We start from the raw sequence: 22,674 nt of genomic DNA, 5'->3' as shown, positions 1-22,674 counted from the left end.
GGTGCAGCCGACTGTCCTGAATGCTGGAGGTTTACCTTATGCGACCTGCTCCTGTGCAGCCTGCTGCTGCGCCCGGCACATCGATGCAACTTGCTGCTGTCCAGCCGCAGCGCTACCTCACGAACGAAGAGGCGGCCACCTACCTTCGCCTGTCGCCACGTACGCTGGAAAAGCAACGTGTGATCGGCGGTGGCCCGCGCTTTCGCAAGTTCGGTCGCCGCGTCATGTATGCCATTACCGACCTCAATGCCTGGGCCGACCAGCACAGTTTCGAGGCCACCTCCGATCCCGAATACGCCGAGCAGCACTCGGCTGACAGCCGTGCGCGTTGATTGGCGGCCGTATGGCCAGCTCGGAGCACGAGCGTGCCCAGCTCGACCTGTTCCGCGCGCTGCCGGGCGACATGGCGCCGCGCGACAGCCAGGACTTGATGGCACATCCGTTCTTCTCGCTATCCAAGTCGCGGCGTACGACGCCAATCGACTTTCGCACGGCTGGCGTCACGGTGCGTGTGGAGGGCACTCAGGAATATGGCATTGCGACAATTTGGGATGCCGACATCCTGATCTGGGCGGCCAGCCAGATCGTGGCGGCTCGCGATGCCGGCATCGCTCCGTCACGGCTGATGCGCGCGACACCCTACGAGATCTTGCGTTTCATCGGGCGCGGTGTGTCGTTGCGCGACTATCAGCGCTTAAAGGCGGCTTTGGATCGCCTGCAGTCGACCACGGTGGCCACGTCTATTCGCGAGACGACCGGGCGGCGGCTGCATCGCTTCTCGTGGATCAACGAGTGGAAGGAATTGGCCGACGCTCGGGGTGCGCCGTTGGGCATAGAGATCATCCTGCCGGACTGGTTCTTCGCGGGTGTGTTGGATGCAGCGCTGGTGTTGACCATCGACCCCGCCTACTTCCGGCTCACCGGAGGCATCGAACGGTGGCTATATCGCCTGGTTCGCAAGCATGGTGGGAAGCAGCCGGACGGCTGGCAATTCGATTTCAGACATCTGCATCGCAAGTCAGGCAGTACCGCGAGGCCCTGCGACTTCGCTTGCGATTTGCGTGCCTTGGTGGCGCGGCAGTCATTGCCGGGCTATGTGCTCGGCATCGAGCGGATCCCGGAGAGCAGAACGGAACTGCTTACGTTTCGGCCCGTGCCGTCTACCGCACGGGGATAGTCGCGGTACAACCTGTGGACGGGCTCGTGCTATCAGGCGTGTCGGGTATCGTGCTATCGGGCGTGTCCTTATCGTGCTATCAGGCGTGTCAAATCCGCTGTAGGCCAGGGCTGGAGCGGTCTCCAGCGTCCCTTAACTTCTCTAACTTAAAAGCTCTAACTTTTTATAGGCGCCTGCCGTTTCGGTGGACAACCGAAAGACGGCACGCGCTGGCCCGTTCCTGGGTGAGGAGGGCCAGGCCATGATCGTTGCCCTACTCAATCAGAAAGGCGGCGTCGGCAAGACCACCTTAGCGACACATATCGCAGGCGAGCTCGCATTGCGCGGTCAGCATGTCGTCCTTCTAGACGCCGACCCGCAGGGTTCAGCGCTGGACTGGGCGCAGCGGCGCGCGCAACAGGGGCTACCCAGGCTGTTCAGTGTCGTGGGACTAGCCCGTGAAACGCTGCACCAGGAAGCGCCTGAGCTGGCCCGTCGCGCTGATCACGTCGTAATTGATGGACCACCCCGGATCGCGGCGCTTGCACGCTCTGCTCTGCTGGCCGCTGGCCGCGTCATCATCCCTGTACAACCCAGCCCGTACGATCTGTGGGCCAGCGACGAAATGGTCGCACTGATCCGCGAGGCGCAGCTTTTTCGCCCTGAGCTGGCGGCAGCATTTGTCATCAACCGGCGCATCAGCACAACCATCATCGGCCGTGAAGCGCGTCAGGCGCTGGCAGATCAGCCTATACCGGCGCTACGTGCTGAGGTTCGCCAGCGCATTGTCTTCGCCGACAGTGTGGCGTCGGGACGTCTTGCCCGCGAGACGGCGCCCGACAGCGCCGCCGCGCGCGAGATCACTGCCCTGGTGGACGAGCTGCTGAGGTGGTCGGCATGACCCGAGTTGGCGACAAACGCACGCCCATCGGCGTGCGTCCTCACGCGGACCCGCATGCTGAAGCCTGGGTTCGTCAGAGGGACGCCAACGTCGTCCACAGGCGCGACCTGTACAGCGCGCGTCTGACCCTCGATATCACCCCGGCGTTGCGCGCCCGGATCAAGGTATCGGCATTCACCCAAGGCATGACGGTGGCCGAGTTGCTGCGGGGGTTATTGGAGCGCGAATTTCCGGAGAAAACAGGATGACGGTACAGACAATTACTGCCACGCCGGCGGCGAACTCCGTTTTTGCCATGCGTTTCGGCGAGACTGACGCGACGTCGCTGACGCGCGTGTCGCTCATTCACGTGCCGCAGCGCGTCCAGGTCTACCTGCGCTTCGGTGATCCGGTACGTATTACCCGCCTGGACCCTATGAGGCGTATAGCCGTGTTCCTGCCCGGCGCCATCTTCTGCCGCGTTCGCTGGCAAGCCAACGAGTACGGCACGGTCAGCTGGCAACTGACGGTGATGCAGGGATGCACGCAACGGGATGCGGTGCAGCGTATTGCCGGCGTGGTGCCTGGCGCTCGGTTGCTGCTGCACGCCATCGGCAAGCCGGTAGTGCGCATGGTGCTGCCGCTGATTGATGCCATCGAGGCGCAGGGCATCGATCCGACAACGGTGTCACCAGCGTATTGGCGCATGCTGAATAACCGGCTCGCCGCACGCCTGGCCATGCCCGTCTACACCGCCGAGCGTCACTCCGCCTGGCTGACGAGGCGGGGGCTGCAGTGATGGGCATTGCCGACCTGTATCAATCATCACGAGGCCGTGGTCGCCTTGTGATCGCAGCGCTTAGCGCCTGTGGGCTAGCGGCACTGGCGTGGTCGGCCTTCATGCGCCCCGATGTCCGGTTCGTCTACAACGCCTCGGACAGCGTGCCGGTTGGTTGGTATCGAATCGATTCGGCAGGACGGCAGGCTAACGCGTGGTCTGTTGGCCGCATTATGCTGATTCGCCTCCCGGACGCCGCCGCAACGCTTGCAGCGCAGCGCGGATACCTGCCGTTAGACGTTCCTTTGCTCAAGCGCGTGGCTGCGGTGGCAGGACAGCATGTGTGCATTGCTGACCGCACCGTGCACGTCGACAACGCTGCCGTGGCTGTAGCACTGGATGCTGACAGGATGGGTCGGCATCTGCAGGCTTGGTCGGGGTGCCGGCGGCTTCGACCCGGTGAGCTGTTTCTGCTGAGCCCGACCAATCCGGCGTCGTTCGATAGTCGCTATTTCGGACCCGTTGATACCTCCGCCGTGCTCGGTATTGCGCATTCGCTTGGGCTGGGAGCGGAACAATGAAGCGCGCCGACTCGCTATTCCCTGTCGCCTCAAGCCGTGTGCAGGACTTGCGCCTGCCTTCGTATCGTCGTGCGAGCACGGACGTGTTCGCATCGCGCTACGGTTTGAGACCGGTACAGCCAACCTGCGTGCAGCCGTCTTGCCTTGAGCATAAGCAGCTAGCGGCCGTTGCGATGTCCGTCGGCGACCTCGCCGCGAGATACACCGCCGCGACAGACCACCGATGCCTGGAGCACATGCGGCTGGCAAAGGCGGAAGGCAAGACAAAAGGCGGCGGCACCCAGACGGTCGCAACGCCAGTCTGCACGTGGGGGAGGTGCGGCACCCGGCTGCGTCTTCGCCGTGCCGTATATGGCGTGCAAGGCGCACTTATGCTGGCCTTTCTGCGTGCCTCACACGCCGGGCTTCGCCTCTGCTTGCTGAAGTCACCGTCATGACCGACCGCCGCGATGATGACTTTCGCCTTCGCCCTGGTGCGCCGAAGAGTCGCGATAAGGGCTTCGTTTCCAGAGTGCTCAAGCAGGTCGGCAAGGCCGGTGGCAAGTCAGCTGTGCGGCGTCCAGCACTGGCTGGTGGCAAGGGACAACACGCCGGTCAGCGGCCGGGCTCGCGCCTCGGGCGAGGGCACACGGCAGCGCGCTTCGCAGGCGCCTCGCTCACACCGTTCTCACGCCGGGTGACCATCAAAACCCTGCTGGTCAATCAGCGCCAGGCAAGCCCGCAATCGTTGGCCAAGCACCTGCGTTATATCGAGCGTGATGGCGCGGGACGCGACGGCGAAGCAGGCCGAGCCTATGGAACACTGACGGATGAGGTTGATTTGGGCGCGTTCCGGGAGCGATGTGCTGATGATCGCCATCACTTTCGCTTCATTGTCGCACCGGAGGACGGGGCCGAACTGGACGACTTGCGCACCTACACCCGACAGCTGATGGGGCGTATGGAGGCTGACCTGGGTACGCGGTTGGACTGGGTGGCGGTAGACCACTGGAACACCGACAACCCGCATACACACCTCGTCGTTCGAGGACGCGATGACACCGGCAAGGACCTCATCATTGCCAGCGACTACATCGCCCACGGCTTCCGCCGTCGGGCCGCCGAACTGGCCACCGAATGGCTCGGCCCCCGCACCGAGTTGGAACTTCAGCAATCCTTGCAACGTGAGGTGAACCAGGAGAGTTGGACGAGCCTGGATCGCACGTTGTGCCTGGAAGCCGGGCCTGAGCGGACGCTGCGAATCGAACGTTTTAACCAGCCGCCGCTGCAACGCCAGCGCCTGGCACTGATTGGCCGTCTCCAGCGACTACAGCAAATGGGACTGGCTGAAGAGGTCCGGCCCGGGACATGGTCCATTCAGGCCGACGCGCAGACAACCTTGCGCACCCTGGGTGAGCGAGGCGACATCATTCGCACCCTGCAGCGTGCCATGAGCGGACGGTCGCGCGAGTTGGCCGTGTTCGCGCCAAAAGAGGACGGGGTTGCAGTCACAGGGCGGGTGGTCGCCAAAGGCTTATCCGATGAGCTCGGTGACCGAGGTTATCTGGTCGTCGATGGTCTGGATGGCAAAGCGCACTACGTCTCCCTCAGTGCGAGCGACGAACTGGCCAACTACCCGACCGGCTCGGTGGTGAGCGTACGCGGCTCGGCCAAGATACGGGAGACGGACCGTACCATCGCCGCACTCGCGGGCGATGGTCTGTACCGTTGCGACCATCATCTGGCGATCACCAAGGGCCAGGCGAACGGTAACCGTCACCCACAGGAACTCGTCGCAGCCCATGTGCGGCGACTCGAAGCGCTGCGTCGGGCGGGCATCGTTGAACGGTTGGCGGACGGACTGTGGAAAGTGCCGGCCGATCTACCCGAGCGCGGCCGCCAGTACGACGCCAAGCGCTTGGGTGGGGTGGTCATCCAGTTGAAATCCCATCTGCCGATTGAACGGCAAGCTCGCGTGATCGGTGCCACCTGGCTCGATCAGCAACTGATCGGCGGCGAGCGAGGGCTGGGTGACCTCGGCTTTGCCGGTGAGGTGAAGCAGGCCTTGCGCCAACGCGCCGATTTCCTCGTGGAGCACGGGCTGGCCGAGCGTCAGGCTCAGCGCGTGGTTCTGTCGCGCAATCTCTTGGCGACGCTACGTAACCGGGAGCTCACCCGGGTAGCTGAGCAGGTCGCCGCGGAAACTGGATTGACGCACCGGCCGCTGAAAGAAGGCCAGCGCGTGGCCGGCCTCTATCGCCGTAGCGTCATGCTCGCCAGTGGCCGTTACGCCCTGTTGGAGGATGCCAAGGCGTTCAGCTTGGTGCCGTGGAAACCTGTCATTGAGCCGCGCCTGGGTCAGCAGCTTGCCGCAACGGCACGGGGTAATTCGGTTTCTTGGGAGCTTGGAAGGTCCCGCGGTGTTGGGATTTGAAGGCCTCGTCACGCTGTTCTGTTTGTCGGCTGCTCTCGGGCGACCTCCGCAACCGTCTATCTGGTCGCCTACGCACTCAAGCTAGCGGGGCTGGACGCATTCTTGGCCCTTTCAATTTTCAACCGCAACCCCGAGGAAACGAGCCATGAGAACCCTGACACCGATACTCTGTGCACTGGCACTCACCGCCTGCGGCGAAACCGGGAGACCTGAGGCGCCGCTGCCGACAGTTGACGAGCTGGCCGCCGACCCTGCGCGGCTGGAAGAGCTGCGCCCGCAATGCAAGCTGGACCGCGCCAAGCTCGGTGATGCCTTGTGCAATCGAGTGGCCGAAGCAACGCGCCGGCGCTTCATCGGGGACGGAAGGGTGCCTTATACGCCGTCGAAAGAGGTGCCCAAATTCTAGGCGTTACCCCTCGCAAAATCTCCAACGGTCCCACCGATACGCCGCAACGCGTTCAGGCTTGCGGCGTTTCGTTGCCACTAGCCCAAGCCTTCATTGGTGCATTTTGGGCCACTGTTGTTCCGATAACGGTCTTTGACCGGCACCGGAACGGCACCGAAGCTCCCCCCCAAGCAGCCAGCTCAAGCGTGCTGCATGCAAAAGGGGGAGCGCCGTCATGCTCGGTACCAACGTACTGTTCGGACAAATTGCCGTTGTGTTCGGTGTCGTGATCGCCGGGGTGTGGAGCGCGACGCAATGGACGGCTGCTGCGCTGGGCTATCAGCCTCGTTTGGGTTTGCCGTGGTTCGAGCTTTTCGAAACGCCGATTTATCACCCCTGGCGACTGTTCGACTGGTGGTTTTTCTTCGGTGCCTATGCGCCGGAGGTGTTCGACATCGGCGGTACCATCGCCGGTGTAAGCGGCCTGGTCGCGGTGGGCGTCGCCATCGCCATGTCGATATGGCGCGCCCGCCAGTCGCGTCAGGTCACCACCTACGGCTCGGCGCGTTGGGCCGAACCTGAAGACATCCGTAAGGCGGGGCTCACCCGCCCGGCCGGTGTGCTTCTCGGGCTGTACGACGACCATTACCTGCGTCATGAGGGCCCTGAGCATGTTCTTGCCTTTGCACCGACTCGCTCGGGCAAAGGGGTCGGTCTGGTTGTTCCCACTTTGCTGAGTTGGCCTGCCTCGGCGGTGATCCATGACATCAAGGGGGAGAACTGGAACCTGACCGCCGGTTGGCGCGCACGGTTTTCGCACTGCCTGCTGTTCAATCCGACCGATTTGCTTTCGGCCGCCTATAACCCGCTGCTGGAGGTGCGCCAGGGTGCGCACGAGGTCCGCGATGTGCAGAACATCGCCGATATTCTGGTCGATCCGGAAGGCGCGCTGGAGCGGCGCAATCACTGGGAGAAGACCTCCCATGCGCTGCTGGTCGGCGCCATCCTACACGTGCTGTATGCCGGTGAGGACAAGACCTTACGTGGCGTCGCCAACTTCCTGAGCGACCCGCAATGCCCTTTCGAGGTGACGCTGCACCGGATGATGACGACGCGTCACTTGGGTGAGGAGACCCACCCAGTGGTGGCGTCTGCTGCCCGTGAAGTGCTCAACAAGAGCGAGAACGAACGCTCGGGTGTGTTGAGCACCGCCATGTCGTTCCTTGGACTGTACCGCGATCCTACGGTGGCCCAGGTAACCTCACGCTGCGACTGGCGCATTGCCGATCTGATTGCTGCCGAACACCCGGTTTCGCTGTACTTGGTGGTGCCTCCTTCAGACATCAGCCGCACCAAGCCGCTGATCCGCCTGATCCTCAACCAGATCGGTCGACGCCTCACCGAATCGCTCGACGGCAGCGACGGAGTACAGCGGCGTCACACGCTGCTGCTGATGCTCGATGAGTTCCCTGCGCTGGGCCGGCTGGACTTTTTCGAGTCGGCGCTGGCCTTCATGGCAGGCTACGGTTTGCGCGCCTTCCTGATCTCGCAGTCGCTCAACCAGATCGACAAGGCCTACGGGCAGAACCACTCGATCCTCGACAACTGCCATGTGCGCGTGACCTTCGCCACCAATGACGAGCGCACCGCCAAGCGCATTTCCGAGACGCTGGGTACCGCAACGGAGCTGCGTGCACAGCGCAACTACGCGGGCCATCGGCTGGCGCCATGGCTGGGGCATCTGATGGTCTCGCGCCAGGAAACGGCCCGGCCACTGCTGACGCCTGGCGAGGTGATGCAACTGCCACCGGACGAGGCCGTGGTGATGGTCGCCAGCGTCGCACCAATCAAGGCTCGAAAGCTGCGCTACTACAACGATGCCAACTTCAAGCAGCGTGTGTTGCCTCCACCGATCCTCGTGGCGGGGCATTACGCCGACGTGCCGCCAGGGCGCGAAGACGACTGGACCAACCTGGCATCGCCCGTAGCCTCTGTGCCATCGGAAGGTGGCGACAGCCTAGCATTCGGCTTCGCCGATAAGGGAGGTTCGCAGCGACAGGCCGAACTGTCCGCACCCGTTACCTACGATCCCGAGCAGGTGCCTGTCGGAAACGATCTATCTCTGCTCGATGACGACGACGCGCCGCCCGTTCTGCCTCGCCAGTTTGATCCCGCCATGCAACGTGTCGCTCGGCAGGCTGCACTCGACCCCGACGACGGTATCCAGCTATGAGCCAGTACCGCCTCAACCTGTTCATCCAACCTGAACATGCTCGACGACTGGACGAACTCGCCGCTAAGAAGGGTGTTTCCAAATCTTCCATCGTCGCCGCAGCGCTGGCGTCCTGGCTGTCGCCCGAAGCCGGAGACCAGCGCGAAGCCGCCATCGCCAAGCGACTGGATCGCCTGTCACGGCAGTTCGAGCGTCTCGAACGCGACCAGGCCATCGAGATCGAGACGCTGGCCTTGTTTGTGCGCTACTTCCTGACCGTCAGCACACCCGTGCCGGAGGCGCATCAAGAGGCAGCCAAAGCGCAGGGCAAGGCGCGCTTCGAGCAGTTCGTCGAGCAGCTCGGTCGCCACCTCTTGCGTGGCCGCAGTCTGGTGCGCGACGTAGTGGAGGAGCTCTACCCGGAGGGACGGCACTTGGATAGCGCGGCGGACGAACCACGGGAGCGAGGCCGATGAGTGCTGCTGGCCAAGCCACTCAGGCTGTCTCGCTGGACCGGCGTATCGCCATGCTTCGCACCGCGATGGGTCCGGTCATCGCAGCTGCCCTTGAAGACCCCGATGTCGTCGAGGTCATGCTCAACCCTGACCGGACGCTGTGGGTGGACCGGCTGTCGTCAGGGCGCGCGCCGCTCGGCGCGGAGCTCTCCGAAGCGGATGGTGAGCGCATCATCCGGTTGGTCGCCGCGCATGTCGGCGTGGAGGTGCATCGCGGCAAACCGCTGCTGAGCGCCGAGCTGCCGGAAACCGGCGAGCGCTTTGAGGGCATCTTGCCGCCCGCGGCACCGGGTCCCGCCTTCGCGTTACGCAAGCGGGCCGTGGGCGTCATCCCACTGGAGCGTTACGTGACAGACGGGATGATGACCGCAGCCCAAGCCGCCTGGCTGCGCGAGATCGTGCGTGAACGGCAAAACATCCTGATCGCCGGCGGCACCAGTACCGGTAAAACCACGCTGGCCAATGCGCTGCTCGCCGAGATTGCCTGCACTGGCGATCGGGTGCTGGTGCTTGAAGACACCATCGAACTGCAGTGTGCCGCCCGCGACCACGTACCGCTTCGCACCCGTGCAGGCGTGGTGTCCATGCGCGAACTGGTGCGCACGACGATGCGGCTGCGTCCCGACCGCGTGGTGGTGGGAGAGGTGCGCGGTGGGGAGGCGCTGGACCTCGTCAAGGTTTGGGGCACCGGTCATCCGGGCGGCATCGCCACCATCCATGCCAGCTCCGCTCAGGGCGCACTGCTGCGATTGGAACAGTTGGTGCTGGAGGTCGCGGTAAATCCGCCTCGAGCGTTGATCGCCGAGGCGGTCAACGTGGTGATCGTCATCGCCGGGCGCGGCCGGCTTCGCCGAATCCAGAGCATCGCCCGCGTGGTCGGTTACGACGGCGCGGGTTATCACCTGGCGGACGCGCAGCACGCCTCTAATGCCGTCCCAAACGCTTCTGCTTCGTTACCCTCAACCACGCCTGGAGAACTGCCATGAAAGCCGCGTATGCCCCTGTTTCCCGCCCGGTCGCCAACCTGAGGTTGGGCCTGACGCACTTGCGTCGCCTGGCTGCGTCTGTCGACAGCGGCCTGTTGCTCGCAGCCATCATGCTGACGACCGTCGGTACGGCGAGGGCGGCCGGCTCCTCGATGCCTTGGGAAGGTCCGCTCGAATCCATTCTCGAATCGATCCAGGGACCGGTCGCGCGCATCGTGGCGGTGATCATCATCATCGCCACAGGCCTCGCGCTGGCATTCGGTGACACCTCGGGTGGTTTCCGCAAGCTGATCCAGATTGTGTTCGGCCTGAGTATTGCCTTCGCCGCGTCGTCGTTTTTCCTGACGTTTTTCAGCTTCGCTGGCGGAGCGGTTGTATGAGCGCCGAAGTCGACTTGCCGGGCTTCGAGGTGCCGCTGCACCGAGCACTGACTGAGCCGATCCTGCTGGGTGGGGCGCCGCGGACCGTGGCCATTGCCAACGGTACGCTGGCGGTGGCCGTCGGGCTGGGTTTGCAGCTCTGGCTGCCGGGGCTGGTGCTGTGGCTGATTGGCCACGCGCTGGGGGTCTGGGGCGCGCGCGTCGATCCACAGTTCATGCAGGTGTTTGCCCGGCATCTCAAGCACAAGCCGCTGCTGGACGTGTGAAAGGGAAGGCGCTGCAATGCTAAATCTCACCGAATACCGTCAACGCCCAGCGCTGCTCGCCGACTGGCTGCCCTGGGCCGGGCTGGTTGCGCCCGGCGTCGTGCTGAACAAGGACGGTTCTTTCCAGCGCACGGCACGCTTTCGCGGCCCTGATCTCGACAGCGCGACGCAGAGCGAGCTGGTCGCCACCACGGCGCGGCTGAACAACGCATTGCGCCGGCTCGGCACCGGCTGGGCGATGTTCGTCGAAGCCGAGCGTTGTCCGGCGGCAAGTTATCCGCACTCCGACTTCCCCGAGCCGTTGTCGTGGCTGGTGGACGAGGAGCGCCGCGCGGCGTTCGAGGAAGGTGGCAACCACTTCGAGAGCTGCTACCACCTCACGCTGCAGTACCTGCCTCCAGAAGAGTCGCGTGCCCGCGCTGCCAAGCTGATCTATGAAAACACCTCGACGGCCGGCGTGGACTGGCGCGAGCGCCTCACGGCTTTCATTGCCGAGACTGAGCGCATTTTCGACCTGCTCGCGGGCGTGATGCCGGAGATCGGCTGGTTGGATGATGGTGAGACGCTGAGCTACCTGCATACGACCGTCTCGACACGGCGTCATCGCGTCGGGGTTCCGGAGGTTCCGTTCCACCTCGACATGCTGCTGACGGACGTGCCACTACTAGGTGGCTTGGCGCCGATGCTGGGCGATGAGCACCTGCGTGTGACTACGCTGCGTGGGTTCCCGACCTCAACTTGGCCGGGGATCCTCGATGACCTCAACCGGCTGGGCTTTGCCTATCGCTGGAGTACACGCTTTGTATGTCTCGACAAGGACGAGGCGGAAGGGGAGCTGGGTCGCCTGCGTCGCCAATGGTTCGCCAAACGCAAGAGCGTGCTGGCGCTGCTGCGCGAGACCCTATTCCAGCAGGAGAGCCCATTGCTCAACACCGACGCCAGTAATAAAGCGGCGGATGCGGACGCTGCCCTCCAGGCGTTGGGCAGTGATCAGGTTGCCTTTGGCTACCTGACTTCCACCGTGACGGTGCTCGATGCAGACGCCGACCTGGCCGACGAGAAGCTTCGCAGGGTGGAGCGCGTCATCCAGGGACGAGGCTTCGTCACCATTGCAGAAAGCCTCAACTCAGTGGAAGCGTGGCTTTCGTCCATCCCGGGCAACGCCTACGCCAACGTGCGTCAGCCGGTTGTGTCGACGTTGAACCTCGCGCACCTGATGCCCTTGTCCGCCGTATGGGCCGGACCGGAGCGCAACGCCCACCTCGACGGGCCACCCCTGATCGTGACCCGTACCGAGGGTGCGACGCCATTCAGGCTGGTCACTCACGTGGGTGATGTCGGTCACACGCTGGTCGTCGGTCCGACCGGCATGGGCAAGTCGGTTTTACTCGCCACACTGGCGATGCAGTTCCGTCGCTACAAGGGTTCACGGATTTTTGCCTTCGACATGGGGCGCTCGATGCGAGCGACCGTGCTGGGTCTGGGCGGCGAACACTACGACTTGGGCGGTAATGGCGCGATCGCCTTCCAACCGCTCGCACGTGTCAACGAGGAGGGCAGTCGTAGCCGGGCTGCTGAGTGGGTCGAAGGGCGTCTGCTTCAAGAAGGAGTGGCCGTCGGCCCCGATGAAAAGGTGGCTATCTGGTCAGCGCTCGGCAGCCTCGGGGGGGCTCCTGTCGAACAGCGCACTCTCACCGGTCTGTCGCTGCTACTGCAGTCAAACACGCTACGCCAGGCGTTGGCGCCTTATGTGCTCGGTGGCGCGCACGGCAAGCTGCTCGATTCCGACCTCGACTACCTAAGTACGGCCGATGTGCAGTGCTTCGAAATGGAGGAGCTGATGCCTAGCAAGGCCGCGGTTCTGGCCGTGCTGGGCTACCTGTTCGCGCGTTTGGAGGAACGCTTCGATGGCGCGCCGACGCTGCTGATCCTCGATGAGTCCTGGCTGTTCCTCGACGACCCGATCTTCTCCGCGCGCATCCGCCAGTGGCTCAAGACCCTGCGCAAGAAGAATGTCAGCGTCATTTTCGCCACCCAGTCTCTGGCCGACATCAAGGATTCAAGCATCGCCCCGGCGATCATCGAGAGCTGTGCGAGCCGCATTTTTCTGCCCAATTCGCAGGCAACCGAGCCACAGATTCGCAGCATCTATGAAGGCTTCGGCCTAAATGCACGGCAGATCGAGATCGTCGCTAATGCTCAGCCCAAGCGCGATTACTACTACCAGTCCCGTGCAGGCAATCGCCTGTTCGACCTCGATCTTGGGCCGGTTGCGCTTGCGTTTGCCGGCGCCTCGTCGCCACAGGACCAGCAAGCAATCGATCAGATGCTTCGCGACGCCAGCCTGCCAGGGTTCGTCGGCGCCTGGCTGCGTCATCGCGGCCTCGACTGGGCGGCTGACTTGCTGCCATCTGCACCACCGCCGGCTGTTTCTACCGAACCGGAGGAGGACGCTTGATGAGCAAAGGCGTGCATTTCTGGCCCCTCGCTGTTGCATGGTCGTTGCTGACAGTGCAGCCAATTTCAGCCATGACGGTCATCGACCCCACCAACCTGGTGCAGAACACGCTGACAGCGGTTCGCACGCTGGAGCAGATCAATAACCAGGTCGAGCAGCTGCAGAACGAATCGCAAATGCTGGTCAATCAGGCACGCAACCTGGCGAGCCTCGATTACAACGTCCTTAACCGCCTGCATGCGTCACTGGCGAAAAGCGAGAAGCTGATCGCAGAGGCACGAGGGTTGGCCTACGACGTGCAGAGCCTCGACAGTGAGCTTGCTCGGCTGTACCCAGAGGAATATGCGTCCACCATCAGCGGCGATCAGATGTACCGGGACGCGCGTAAACGTTGGGCGTACACGCTCGATGGGCTGCACACCGCCATGCGTGTACAGGCCCAGGTCTCTGGCAACCTCGCCGACGACGAGAGGGCCTTAGCCGACCTGGTGGGACAGAGCCAGTCGGCCAGCGGCTCGCTGCAGGCCATGCAGGCCACCAACCAGCTGTTGGCGTTGCAGGCAAAACAGTCGATCCAGGCACAGCAGCTTCAGCTTACACAGGACCGTGCCGCCTCTTTGGAGCTTGCTCGGCAGGCGGCAGCCACCGAGCGTGCCCGCGAAATCCGCCGCCGGTTCTTGGGCGACGGCACGCCGTATACACCCTTTCCCGTCCGTTTTTACGGGAACTGACTGAAATGGCCATGCGCTATGTTTTGGTGTTGTGGACCGGACTGTTGGTCGCCTGCGACCAACCCTGGGATGGGCTGGCAGGCGATCCAATTCGGCGCGAGACGCAACACGCCCTGCACATCGCTGTCGGCGGCAGGCCGAGTATGGCTACAGCCGAGGTGTATCGACACCGCTTTTTCAGCGGTAAGGGTGGCCCCGACGAATTCGGAACCCTAAGGCAACTGCCCGCGATTCCGCCGACATTCGATGGGCCCGTTGAGGTTTATCCCGATGAGAGCCGTAGGCCGCTTGCGCGTCAGGGGGTTGCCCATGAATGACGTCACGGTCATTGACCGGTTCCTCGATACGTTTTCCCGCTACATCGACTCGGGGTTCGGGCTGCTGCAAGGAGAAGTTGCCTACCTGACCGCCACGCTAGTGGCCATCGACATGACGATTGCCGGCCTGTACTGGGCGCTCGGCCATGCCTCAGGCCAGGGCGAGGATGTCATGGCGAAGCTGATCCGCAAGGTGCTCTACGTCGGTGCCTTCGCCTACATCATTGGCAACTTCAACCGGCTGGCTGGCATCGTCTTCAACTCCTTTGCCGGGCTGGGTCTGACGGCAACCGGCTCGCTCAGCATGGAGAGCTTTCTACACCCCGGGCAGTTGGCTAAGGCGGGTATCGATGCCGGTGCGCCGATCCTAGAGCAGATCGGCAAACTGACCGGCTTCCCCGAGGTGTTCGTCAATCTCGAACCCATCGTTATCCTGTTTCTGGCCTACCTGGTGGTCATTGTCTGTTTCTTCACCTTGGCCGTGCAGCTGTTCATCACCCTCATCGAGTTCAAGCTGACCACGCTTGCCGGGTTCGTGCTGGTGCCGTTCGCGTTGTGGAACAAAACGGCGTTTCTCGCCGAGAAGGTGCTCGGCAATGTGGTGTCCTCGGGCGTCAAGGTCCTGGTGCTGGCCGTAATCGTTGGCATCGGCACAGGTCTGTTCGCCGAGTTCCAGGTACATCCCGACGAGCCTTCCATTGATCATGCGCTGGTCGTCGTGCTGGCGTCACTGGCGTTACTCGCTCTGGGCATTTTCGGCCCTGGCATCGCGACCGGGTTGATCTCCGGAGGACCACAATTAGGTGCTGGGGCCATGGCCGGTGCTGCCCTTGGCACAGCCGGGCTGGCGGCGGGCGTCGGCGCCGCAGCGACCGGTGTAGGCACCGCAGTTGCCGCCGGGGCGCGTATGGCGTCCGGCGCAAAACTCGCAGCAGGCGCGCGCACGCTTGAAGGCCAGTTTGCAACAGCAGGCGGAGGAGCAGCCGCAGGTCACGCGGCTGCACCGAGCAACACCGCAAACGCCTTCACCAATACCAAGGCGCAACCTGCCTGGGCCAGGCGCCTGCAGCAGCGTCAGCAAATCAGCCATGCCGCTACCACCGTTGCGCACACGTTACGCGGCGGTGACGGCGGTGGCTCCGGCAGTGGGCCGAACCTGCGCGATGCAGATGGATAAGGGGGAGTCATGCGCTTCAAACGACCACGTGTGCGCTACGCCGAGACGCCGCAACCTGCTACACCATATCAAGCCGCTGGGCAGGCTTGGGATGAGCGCATTGGCTCGGCGCGCGTACAGGCGAAAAACTGGCGCCTCATGGCCTTTGGTTGCCTATCGCTTGCCCTGCTGATGGCGTGTGGTTTGGTCTGGCGCTCGGCACAGTCCATCGTCACGCCTTATGTGGTGGAGGTCGCTAGCAGCGGCGAGGTGCGGACGGTCGGCGAGGCCGCCATGCCCTACCGGCCATCCGATGCCCAGGTGGCCTACCACCTGGCGTGCTTCGTCACCCTGGTGCGCTCACTGTCGATCGACCCGATTGTCGTTCGGCAGAACTGGCTAGACGCATACAACTACACCACTGATCGCGGTGCCGCCGTGCTCAACGACTACGCACGCAACAAGGATCCGTTTGCCCTCGTCGGCAAGGAGTCTGTCACGGTGCAGGTGATCAGCGTAGTGCGGGCCAGCGATGCTTCATTCAACGTGCGCTGGACCGAGCAGCGCTTCGTCAACGGTGGGTCCGCCGGCACCGAACGCTGGAACGCAGTGATTTCCATTGTTCAGCAGACCCCGCGCACCGAACAACGTCTGCGCAAAAACCCGTTGGGCATCTACGTTAATGGGCTGTCCTGGAGCCGCGAACTGGATGTATCTGAGGGAGCAAAGCCATGAACCTGTTCCGCCGCACACTTACGCTGTCGGTCGTCGTACTTGCGTTGGCCGGCTGTGCGACCCAAGGCAAGCCGGCGCCGCGCATCTCGCTCGACGAGCCCGTGCAGGCGCAACCACTGCCCGAGCCGCCGAAGCCCATCGCAGTCGTCGAGGTGCCGAAAGTGTTGCCGATGCCTGCGCAAATGAAACCTCTATCGGGTGTCGCCAATAACCAGACCTCGCCGGAGCCAGTCGATGAAAAGCGACGCGTCACCCACGCGAACCGCGAGGCCCGAATGCCGCCTACTCGCGAGGGGTACATTGATGCCATACAAGTCTGGCCGTACAGCGAAGGGGCGCTATATCAGGTATTTGCCGCGCCGGGGCGAGTCACGGTGATCGGGCTGCAGGAAGGAGAGGAGTTGGTGACGGTGGCCGCCGGCGATACCGTGCGCTGGATCGTCGGCGATACGTCCAGCGGTGCTGGCGACGCTTTGCGCGTCAGTGTGTTGGTCAAGCCAATACGTTCGAACCTGAAAACCAACCTGGTGATTACAACCAGCCGGCGGACTTACCTGATCGAACTGACCTCTACCGAAAAAGCCTGGATGGCCTCGGTTTCCTGGAATTATCCGAAAGACCGGATGCTGGCGCTGCAGCGTCAGGCACGGGCCGCACAGGTTAGCGCACCGGTCGATACTGGTCTTTCGCTGGAGCGGATCCGCTTTCGCTATGCGATCAGCGGGAGCAACCCACCCTGGCAGCCGCTGCGGGCCTTTGATGACGGCGAAAAGGTCTACATCCAGTTTCCCGCCGGCATCGCTCAGGGCGAACTGCCGCCCATGTTCGTGATTGGCGCGCAGGGCGATGGGCAACTGGTCAACTACCGCTTCCGCTCGCCGTACTACATCGTCGACCGGCTTTTCGGTGCAGCTGAACTGCGCCTGGGGGCAGACAAGGGCGACGTGGTGCGAATCGAGCGTACCGACGGTCTGCCGCGAGGGCGTTAAGGATGAGCCAGGAAGGTAATCCCGAACGCTTGGCGGCACCTGTTGATAAGGTCCCGCCGGAAGCGGTGGCGTTGCGCGCTCAGCCTCGGCCCGTCAAACGCTTGAGCCGGCGTACCCTGGCAGCGCTTGTCGGTGGACTCGCTGTCGCTGTGCTGGGTGCCACGATCTGGTCGCTGCGGCCGCTGGAGCGCCGTGAACGACACGGCCCGGCCGAGCTATACAATGTCGATCGCGTCTCTCGCTCCGAGGGGCTCGAGAGTTTGCCGACAGACTACGCTCAGCTACCGCCAACATCTTTGGTGCACCCTCCTGAATTGGGGCCTCCGCTTCCGGGCGACCTCGGGCCAGCCATGTTGAAGTCTCAGCGGCCGGCGGCACCCATTTACACGCCGGCCGGCCAGGATCCCGCTGAGGCTAAACGATTGGCTCGATTGAAAGAGGCCGAAGAGGCGGCTGGCTCGTCGCTGTTTTTTCAAGCCGACAGCCGGCGTTCTGCTTCCACTGCAAACGCCTCGTCAGAGCGAACGGCGCAAGCGTCCATGCTGTCGGCTTTTGATCCGCTGGCGACGGTATCGAGCTCGGAAGTGGCGCAGCCAACCGATCCGATGGCTGTGCAGAATCGACAGCAGCAGAAGGAACAGTTCCTGCGTCCGGACACCAGGGCCACACGCAACACAGGGGACCTGCAGCTACCGGCATCGCCTTATCAGGTTATGGCGGGCACGGTCATCGCCGGCGCGCTGGTGACCGGCATAAAGTCCGATCTTCCAGGCGACATCATCGGTGCCGTGACTGAGCCGGTCTACGACACGGCAACGGGTGAGCACCTACTCATCCCGCAGGGTTCGAGGATACTTGGACGTTACAGCAGCCAGGTCAGCTACGGGCAGAGCCGCGTGCAAGTGGTGTGGAACCGCATCATCCTGCCGGACACCACTTCGCTGACCCTGGATAATTTGATCGGCACCGACCCGGCCGGATACGCCGGCTTGGAGGATGGGGTCGATTGGCATTGGAATCGCGTCTTCGCCGGCGCTGCGTTGACCACGCTGCTTGGTATCGGCGCCGAGCTGGCAGCACCGGAAAACCGACAGGACGGAGACCGCGTCATCATCGCTGGTCGCGATGGCCTTCAAGACAGCGTCAATCAGGTGGGCCAGGAAATGACCCGGCGCAATATGAACATCCAGCCGACATTGACCGAACGACCAGGCTTGCCGGTGCGCATCATCGTTAACCGGGACTTGGTGCTGCGACCTTACCAACCCTTGTTCTTTAACAGTGGAGGATCACGATGAGCGCGACGCGCAAGCTGAGACTGGGGCCGCTGCCTAAGACTGAGAACACCAAGCTGACCTTTCTCTGTCCTGCAAGTCTTAAGGCCGATCTAGACCGTTACGCCTCGATGCACGTGGAGACATATGGCGAGCCGGTTGATGCGGTAACCCTCATTCCGTACATGCTGGAGGCCTTCATGGTGGGGGATCGCGGATTTAAGCGTGAGGCGAACCGCTATAGATTCTCGTCGCTTTCTACGCCGAGCGCTCAGAGCACTTGAAGCCCGCCGTTGCGCAAGGCACAGCGGGGCTTGAAGTTGTAGCTACATCAAATCCTCGCGAGTGCCCACTGGACTCGTGGCTCAGGTCCGTACCTATGCGTCCAGAGAGCGCAAGCCTGTCGGTTGGTGGCAGGAATGATCATCCATGCCGCACGCAACCCGTGCCACTCGGTCGATAAAACGATCCAATGGTGCTGACGGCTCGCTATTGCGACGGACCAAGTAGGTGGTCAGCGTGCTCTGGCCCGCCAGGGGACGGGTGGCGATGTCCGGATTGTGGAGCTCTAAAATTCGCGGCAGGCTGGAGAACCCCAGACCGTAACCGGCGGCTACCAACGCGATCATCAGATCGAGGGTTGGGACACGCTCCGCGATGGTCAGTCTGGGCGCAATAGGCCGTAGTACGAGCTGTAGCTGCTGCCAGAACCCTTCGCAGACTTGAGGCTCACAGAGCACCAGTGGGTGCCCGGCGAGTTCCTCCAGCGGAATCTCGCGGTGGGCGAGCAATTGGTGGCGTGCTGGCAGGGCAACGACAAGCGGGTCATGCCATACGGGCACGGCCAGCAGCCCGTCAGTCTGGTATGTGGTTTGCGACAGACCGACATCGAACAAATCGTCCAGCAGGCCTCTGGTCTGCATCGCAGACGGCACTTCACGCAGGAAGATTTCGATGTCGGGGTCTTCCTCGCGGCACAGCGCGAGCAGCGACGCCAGCCGCGATTGCGGGACGCCGTCGGACAGGGCAATGCGTAGCTGACCTCGGTAACCCGAGGCGGCGCCTTTCACGCTTGCTTTGGCCTGTTCTACGACCGCAATGACACGCCGGGCTTCCTGCAACAGGACCGTGCCCGCCCAGGTGAGACGTGTTCGGCGCGTTGTGCGTTCGAACAGCTGCACACCCAAGCGGTGCTCCAAGTCCTTGATGGTCCGCGACAAGGGCGATTGCTCCATATGCAAACGTTCGGCAGCCCGTGCGAAATGCAGCTCCTCGGCGACCGCCACGAAACAGCGAAGATGACGAAGCTCCAACTTGCTCCTCCAGCTAGGTCAATGGTTGGTTTTAGGTTGGACTGTGCGCGGCCAGGCTCGCTGACGACGAAGGTTGAGAACCTGAAGCAGTGCGCCGAGTAACGCGATCAAGCCGGCACAGGTGGCCAGCGTCCAGGTGGGCATCTGTAGCAGCAGGACGAAGCCACCCGAGGCCGCACCTATGGCGCTGCCCAGGTACAGCGCCGATTCGTTGAGAGCGATCGCAAGGTTGCCATCGCCGTGTGCCTGCCTGGCCTGTATCAGTTCGTTGTTCTGCGGTACCTGCAGGGCCCAGCCTACGGCGCCCCATGCCATGATCGGCAGCATGACCAGCCATGTGCCGAGCGTGGCCGAAACCGGTAAGAGGAACAAGGAGACCGAGAGGATCACCATAATGGCGAAGACCAGCACGGGCCCCCTGACTCGATCGACAACCGGGCCCACCAGAAAGCTGCCGAGTACGCCGCCGATGCCCCAGATCCAGAGATAAGGCGTTACCGAGCGGACTGCACCGAGTTCCGGGTCGGCGAGCAGTGGAGCGATAAAGGTATACATGCCCAGACTGGCAACGGCAGCTAGTAGGGAAATAAGAAGTATGGTCATCACGTGCCCATCGGCAAGGATCCTGAGCTTTTGTCCCAGGGAGCTGGTGGGCGCCGCTTGCAGCCTCGGCAACATCAATGCCAGGCCCGCAAAAGCTAACAACCCCAGCAAGGTGACGAGCCAAAGTGCAGCTTGCCAGCCGAAGCTGTCTGCAGTTATCAAACCCACTGGAACTCCCAGCACAACGCCGCTCGCCATGCCTCCCATGATGATGGCGATCGACTTTCCGCGCCGCTCGGGCGATGAGAGCGCTGCTGAGGCGCCGATGCCCATGGCGAGGTAGACGCCGGCGCCTATTCCGGCCACGGCCCGCCAGATCACCAGTTCGGCAAAGCCTGCTGCGAGGGCGCTGGCCGCGTTTGCCAGAACGAACAATCCAAGGGCGAACAGCAAACCGGTGCGTTGATGATCGGGTGGGGTCAGCGCAACGAATATCGGCGAGCCCAGGCCATAAGCGAGGGTAAAGGCGGTCACAAGCTGCGCAGCCACAGCGACCGAAACGGAAAAGGAGACCTCGATTAGGGGAATCAGGCCTGCTGTGACATAGGAGGCCATGCCCAACGCAAATGCACCGAGTGCGATCAGGTAGATGGGAAGTTGCTTGTTGGGATACGGGGTATTCATAGTATCGCCGCTCCAGGATGGAGGCTGGACGCGGTCGCTGGACCGCGTCGCGCTGAGTTAAAGATCGAGGCTGACATCCTGTTCGGTCAGCCAGGTGTTCAGGCCAACCGCCAGCTCCATGCCCATTCGGTCGTACATGGGCGAGGTGTCGCCAACGGGTCTCTCCAGGGTGCGCTTGACCTGCGATGCATCGAGAAGGGCTCGCACAGGTGCGTCCTTGTCGGCCATGATCTGGGTGAGTGAGGTGCGAAGCGCCTGCTCGTAAGCAGGATCCTGCGTCGAGGGGTAGGGGCTCTTGACCCGATCGCTGATCGATTTGGGTAACAGGTCACGAGTCGCCGCACGCAAAATGCTCTTTTCGCGCCCGTCGAAGGTCTTCATTTCCCAAGGAATGTTGAATGTGTACTCGACAAGCCTGTGGTCACAGAAGGGCACCCTGACCTCAAGACCGACGGCCATGCTCATCCGGTCCTTGCGATCAAGCAATGTCTGGACGAAGCGGGTCAGGTTGACGTAGCTCATCTGGCGCATGCGCCGATCCGTCTGCTCCTCCGACGGCAGTACTGGGGCTTCGCTGAGCGCCTGACTGTAGCTGTCCTGTACGAACCCGGGCAGGTCTAGCTGATGTAGCAGCGCCGGCTCGAAGAGGGTCTTGCCGTCGAAGTATTTGCCCGTCACAGACACCAGCCAGGGAAAGGTCTGGGCCTGGATTGCCGCGGGGTCGTGGAACCAGCGGTAGCCCCCAAAGACCTCGTCCGCGCTTTCTCCGGACAGTGCAACGGTGGAGTGCTGGCCCACTTCCTGGAACAGCCGATAGAGCGATGGCCACATGTCGCCCCAGAAGGCAGGCGGTAGATCGAGCGCCTCGATGACTCGATGACGAAGCGCCGGATCGGCCAGTTCTCGGCTGTCCAGGACGATCTCGTGATGACTGCAATGGATACACTCAACCAAGTCGCGAACGTAGGGCGCATCAGGCGTGCCCCTTACTGCATCGCTGGCAAAACTGCTGCCGTGATCGAGAAAATCGACCGAGAACGAATGAATGTTTTCCTTGCCTTCAGCAAGCAGTTTTCTGGACGCCAAGGCGGTGATGATCGACGAATCGAGACCCCCGGAAAGCAGGCTGCACAGGGGTACATCCGAAACGACTTGCCGCTGCACGATATCTTCCAGGAGATCTCGCGTATGCCGGACGGTCTGGTCAAGCGTATGACCATGCTCACGAGCCTCGAGTCGCCAATAACGGTGTCGTGTGAGGCCCTGACGATTGATGCGGACGACCTCGCCAGGCAAGACTTCACGCATGCCGTCATACACTGCATGGCCCGGAGTTTTGACCATCTCCAGGATCTCACGCAGCCCGTCGGCCCTTACGGTACGGGGCACGAGCGGGTTGGCTAACAGGGCCTTGGGTTCGGACCCAAACACCACCCCGTCGACCGTCTCGTAGTAATAAAGCGGCTTCACGCCCATCCGGTCACGAACCAGCAGTAGTTCCTGCGTTGTGAGGTCCCAAACCGCGAAGGCATACATCCCGTTGAGCCGCTCGACGAATCCCTCTCCCCATTCTAGGTAGGCGCGCAGGACCACTTCAGTGTCGCTGAGGCTTTCGAAACGATGGCCGCGTCCTTTCAGCTCGGCGCGCAGTTCACGAAAGTTGTAGGCCTCACCGCTGTAGGTGATCGCCGCCGCTTCTAACCCGTCGTCGCGTCGAGCCAGCATGGGCTGCCGACCACCTTCCAGGTCGATTATTGACAACCTTCGATGGCCAAAGCCGATTGGACCCGTTATCCAGATCCCCTCGGCGTCGGGCCCCCGATTTGCCATCGTTTCGGTCATGCGCTTCAGCGTATTGCGTTGCGCCTGCATGTCCTGGCTGTAGGACAGCCATCCAACGATTCCACACATGTGGTTCTCCC

23 protein-coding genes are annotated in these 22,674 nt (G+C 62.8%); 20 read left to right on the top strand and 3 right to left on the bottom strand.

Going from position 1 to position 22,674, the window contains the following annotated elements; genetic code table 11:
- Nucleotides 1–38 precede the first annotated feature (38 nt).
- The 20 genes from NA619_RS12350 (at nt 39) to NA619_RS12255 (ending at nt 18,496) form a co-directional block, all read left to right on the top strand.
- A complete protein-coding gene (locus NA619_RS12350; RefSeq protein WP_255962138.1) occupies nt 39–332 on the top strand; it encodes a helix-turn-helix domain-containing protein in 294 nt (97 codons plus the stop codon).
- An 11-nt stretch (nt 333–343) separates the two neighbouring features.
- Nucleotides 344–1,177 carry a replication initiator protein A gene (locus tag NA619_RS12345; protein ID WP_255962137.1) on the top strand — a complete coding sequence of 278 codons (834 nt, stop codon included), beginning with the start codon at nt 344–346 and terminating at the stop codon, nt 1,175–1,177.
- Nucleotides 1,178–1,418: 241 nt separating this feature from the next.
- Entirely contained in the window at nt 1,419–2,057 is a 639-nt protein-coding gene (gene parA, locus NA619_RS12340) for a ParA family partition ATPase (RefSeq protein ID WP_255962136.1), read from the top strand.
- Entirely contained in the window at nt 2,054–2,305 is a 252-nt protein-coding gene (locus tag NA619_RS12335) for a hypothetical protein (RefSeq protein ID WP_031311218.1), read from the top strand. The genes parA and NA619_RS12335 overlap by 4 nt, the downstream gene beginning before the upstream one ends.
- On the top strand, nt 2,302–2,835 hold the full coding sequence (locus tag NA619_RS12330) for a DUF2840 domain-containing protein (RefSeq protein WP_423836827.1): 534 nt from the start codon (nt 2,302–2,304) through the stop codon (nt 2,833–2,835). Before NA619_RS12335 ends, NA619_RS12330 begins: the two co-directional genes overlap by 4 nt.
- A complete protein-coding gene (locus NA619_RS12325) occupies nt 2,835–3,395 on the top strand; it encodes a S26 family signal peptidase (protein ID WP_255962135.1) in 561 nt (186 codons plus the stop codon). The genes NA619_RS12330 and NA619_RS12325 overlap by 1 nt, the downstream gene beginning before the upstream one ends.
- 433 nt (nt 3,396–3,828) lie before the next feature.
- On the top strand, nt 3,829–5,808 hold the full coding sequence (locus NA619_RS12320) for a relaxase/mobilization nuclease and DUF3363 domain-containing protein (protein ID WP_255962134.1): 1,980 nt from the start codon (nt 3,829–3,831) through the stop codon (nt 5,806–5,808).
- 145 nt (nt 5,809–5,953) lie between these two features.
- A complete protein-coding gene (locus NA619_RS12315; protein WP_255962133.1) occupies nt 5,954–6,214 on the top strand; it encodes an EexN family lipoprotein in 261 nt (86 codons plus the stop codon).
- A 214-nt stretch (nt 6,215–6,428) separates the two neighbouring features.
- Entirely contained in the window at nt 6,429–8,426 is a 1,998-nt protein-coding gene (locus NA619_RS12310) for a conjugal transfer protein TraG (protein WP_255962132.1), read from the top strand.
- A complete protein-coding gene (locus tag NA619_RS12305) occupies nt 8,423–8,881 on the top strand; it encodes a ribbon-helix-helix protein, CopG family (protein ID WP_126190219.1) in 459 nt (152 codons plus the stop codon). The genes NA619_RS12310 and NA619_RS12305 overlap by 4 nt, the downstream gene beginning before the upstream one ends.
- Nucleotides 8,878–9,906, top strand: coding sequence for a P-type conjugative transfer ATPase TrbB (trbB, locus tag NA619_RS12300; RefSeq protein ID WP_126190220.1), 1,029 nt, complete (start codon nt 8,878–8,880; stop codon nt 9,904–9,906). Before NA619_RS12305 ends, trbB begins: the two co-directional genes overlap by 4 nt.
- Nucleotides 9,903–10,286 carry a TrbC/VirB2 family protein gene (locus tag NA619_RS12295; RefSeq protein ID WP_126190221.1) on the top strand — a complete coding sequence of 128 codons (384 nt, stop codon included), beginning with the start codon at nt 9,903–9,905 and terminating at the stop codon, nt 10,284–10,286. The genes trbB and NA619_RS12295 overlap by 4 nt, the downstream gene beginning before the upstream one ends.
- Nucleotides 10,283–10,552, top strand: coding sequence for a VirB3 family type IV secretion system protein (locus tag NA619_RS12290; RefSeq protein WP_126190222.1), 270 nt, complete (start codon nt 10,283–10,285; stop codon nt 10,550–10,552). The genes NA619_RS12295 and NA619_RS12290 overlap by 4 nt, the downstream gene beginning before the upstream one ends.
- Nucleotides 10,553–10,568: 16 nt before the next feature.
- The gene (gene trbE, locus NA619_RS12285) at nt 10,569–13,010 is read left to right on the top strand and encodes a conjugal transfer protein TrbE (RefSeq protein WP_126190256.1); all 2,442 of its coding nucleotides are present in this window, start codon (nt 10,569–10,571) and stop codon (nt 13,008–13,010) included.
- On the top strand, nt 13,010–13,741 hold the full coding sequence (gene trbJ / locus NA619_RS12280; protein WP_126190223.1) for a P-type conjugative transfer protein TrbJ: 732 nt from the start codon (nt 13,010–13,012) through the stop codon (nt 13,739–13,741). The genes trbE and trbJ overlap by 1 nt, the downstream gene beginning before the upstream one ends.
- Nucleotides 13,742–14,050: 309 nt before the next feature.
- The gene (gene trbL, locus NA619_RS12275) at nt 14,051–15,235 is read left to right on the top strand and encodes a P-type conjugative transfer protein TrbL (protein WP_126190224.1); all 1,185 of its coding nucleotides are present in this window, start codon (nt 14,051–14,053) and stop codon (nt 15,233–15,235) included.
- A 9-nt stretch (nt 15,236–15,244) separates the two neighbouring features.
- The gene (trbF, locus tag NA619_RS12270) at nt 15,245–15,949 is read left to right on the top strand and encodes a conjugal transfer protein TrbF (RefSeq protein ID WP_255962131.1); all 705 of its coding nucleotides are present in this window, start codon (nt 15,245–15,247) and stop codon (nt 15,947–15,949) included.
- Nucleotides 15,946–16,938: a P-type conjugative transfer protein TrbG gene (gene trbG, locus NA619_RS12265; RefSeq protein WP_255962130.1), complete on the top strand. Its 993-nt coding sequence runs from the start codon at nt 15,946–15,948 to the stop codon at nt 16,936–16,938. The genes trbF and trbG overlap by 4 nt, the downstream gene beginning before the upstream one ends.
- 2 nt (nt 16,939–16,940) lie before the next feature.
- Nucleotides 16,941–18,236, top strand: a complete 1,296-nt coding sequence (locus NA619_RS12260; RefSeq protein WP_255962129.1) for a TrbI/VirB10 family protein — start codon at nt 16,941–16,943, stop codon at nt 18,234–18,236.
- Nucleotides 18,233–18,496: a DUF2274 domain-containing protein gene (locus NA619_RS12255; protein ID WP_255962128.1), complete on the top strand. Its 264-nt coding sequence runs from the start codon at nt 18,233–18,235 to the stop codon at nt 18,494–18,496. The genes NA619_RS12260 and NA619_RS12255 overlap by 4 nt, the downstream gene beginning before the upstream one ends.
- Before the next feature lie 93 nt (nt 18,497–18,589).
- Here NA619_RS12255 and NA619_RS12250 read toward each other — a convergent pair whose 3' ends face one another.
- The 3 genes from NA619_RS12250 to asnB are packed head-to-tail and all read right to left on the bottom strand — an operon-like array spanning nt 18,590 to nt 22,663.
- Nucleotides 18,590–19,525 (bottom strand): LysR family transcriptional regulator, encoded by a 936-nt coding sequence (locus tag NA619_RS12250; protein ID WP_255962126.1) that lies wholly within the window; start codon nt 19,523–19,525, stop codon nt 18,590–18,592.
- A gap of 18 nt (nt 19,526–19,543) precedes the next feature.
- Nucleotides 19,544–20,752, bottom strand: coding sequence for an MFS transporter (locus NA619_RS12245; RefSeq protein ID WP_255962125.1), 1,209 nt, complete (start codon nt 20,750–20,752; stop codon nt 19,544–19,546).
- 57 nt (nt 20,753–20,809) lie between these two features.
- Nucleotides 20,810–22,663, bottom strand: a complete 1,854-nt coding sequence (gene asnB, locus NA619_RS12240; protein WP_255962124.1) for an asparagine synthase (glutamine-hydrolyzing) — start codon at nt 22,661–22,663, stop codon at nt 20,810–20,812.
- Nucleotides 22,664–22,674: the final 11 nt, after the last annotated feature.

The sequence above is a fragment of the Stutzerimonas stutzeri genome (assembly GCF_024448895.1).
Classification (GTDB): domain Bacteria; phylum Pseudomonadota; class Gammaproteobacteria; order Pseudomonadales; family Pseudomonadaceae; genus Stutzerimonas; species Stutzerimonas stutzeri_Q.
The sequence above is the reverse complement of the archived record's forward strand: the minus strand, read 5'-3'. Positions and strand labels throughout refer to the sequence as shown.

Bases quoted from the DNA above. Each gene is read 5' to 3' on its own strand.
- NA619_RS12350 (WP_255962138.1), top strand. From the start codon at position 39: ATGCGACCTGCTCCTGTGCAGCCTGCTGCTGCGCCCGGCACATCGATG.
- NA619_RS12345 (WP_255962137.1), top strand. From the start codon at position 344: ATGGCCAGCTCGGAGCACGAGCGTGCCCAGCTCGACCTGTTCCGCGCG.
- parA (WP_255962136.1), top strand. From the start codon at position 1,419: ATGATCGTTGCCCTACTCAATCAGAAAGGCGGCGTCGGCAAGACCACC.
- NA619_RS12335 (WP_031311218.1), top strand. From the start codon at position 2,054: ATGACCCGAGTTGGCGACAAACGCACGCCCATCGGCGTGCGTCCTCAC.
- NA619_RS12330 (WP_423836827.1), top strand. From the start codon at position 2,302: ATGACGGTACAGACAATTACTGCCACGCCGGCGGCGAACTCCGTTTTT.
- NA619_RS12325 (WP_255962135.1), top strand. From the start codon at position 2,835: ATGGGCATTGCCGACCTGTATCAATCATCACGAGGCCGTGGTCGCCTT.
- NA619_RS12320 (WP_255962134.1), top strand. From the start codon at position 3,829: ATGACCGACCGCCGCGATGATGACTTTCGCCTTCGCCCTGGTGCGCCG.
- NA619_RS12315 (WP_255962133.1), top strand. From the start codon at position 5,954: ATGAGAACCCTGACACCGATACTCTGTGCACTGGCACTCACCGCCTGC.
- NA619_RS12310 (WP_255962132.1), top strand. From the start codon at position 6,429: ATGCTCGGTACCAACGTACTGTTCGGACAAATTGCCGTTGTGTTCGGT.
- NA619_RS12305 (WP_126190219.1), top strand. From the start codon at position 8,423: ATGAGCCAGTACCGCCTCAACCTGTTCATCCAACCTGAACATGCTCGA.
- trbB (WP_126190220.1), top strand. From the start codon at position 8,878: ATGAGTGCTGCTGGCCAAGCCACTCAGGCTGTCTCGCTGGACCGGCGT.
- NA619_RS12295 (WP_126190221.1), top strand. From the start codon at position 9,903: ATGAAAGCCGCGTATGCCCCTGTTTCCCGCCCGGTCGCCAACCTGAGG.
- NA619_RS12290 (WP_126190222.1), top strand. From the start codon at position 10,283: ATGAGCGCCGAAGTCGACTTGCCGGGCTTCGAGGTGCCGCTGCACCGA.
- trbE (WP_126190256.1), top strand. From the start codon at position 10,569: ATGCTAAATCTCACCGAATACCGTCAACGCCCAGCGCTGCTCGCCGAC.
- trbJ (WP_126190223.1), top strand. From the start codon at position 13,010: ATGAGCAAAGGCGTGCATTTCTGGCCCCTCGCTGTTGCATGGTCGTTG.
- trbL (WP_126190224.1), top strand. From the start codon at position 14,051: ATGAATGACGTCACGGTCATTGACCGGTTCCTCGATACGTTTTCCCGC.
- trbF (WP_255962131.1), top strand. From the start codon at position 15,245: ATGCGCTTCAAACGACCACGTGTGCGCTACGCCGAGACGCCGCAACCT.
- trbG (WP_255962130.1), top strand. From the start codon at position 15,946: ATGAACCTGTTCCGCCGCACACTTACGCTGTCGGTCGTCGTACTTGCG.
- NA619_RS12260 (WP_255962129.1), top strand. From the start codon at position 16,941: ATGAGCCAGGAAGGTAATCCCGAACGCTTGGCGGCACCTGTTGATAAG.
- NA619_RS12255 (WP_255962128.1), top strand. From the start codon at position 18,233: ATGAGCGCGACGCGCAAGCTGAGACTGGGGCCGCTGCCTAAGACTGAG.
- NA619_RS12245 (WP_255962125.1), bottom strand. From the start codon at position 20,752: ATGAATACCCCGTATCCCAACAAGCAACTTCCCATCTACCTGATCGCA.
- asnB (WP_255962124.1), bottom strand. From the start codon at position 22,663: ATGTGTGGAATCGTTGGATGGCTGTCCTACAGCCAGGACATGCAGGCG.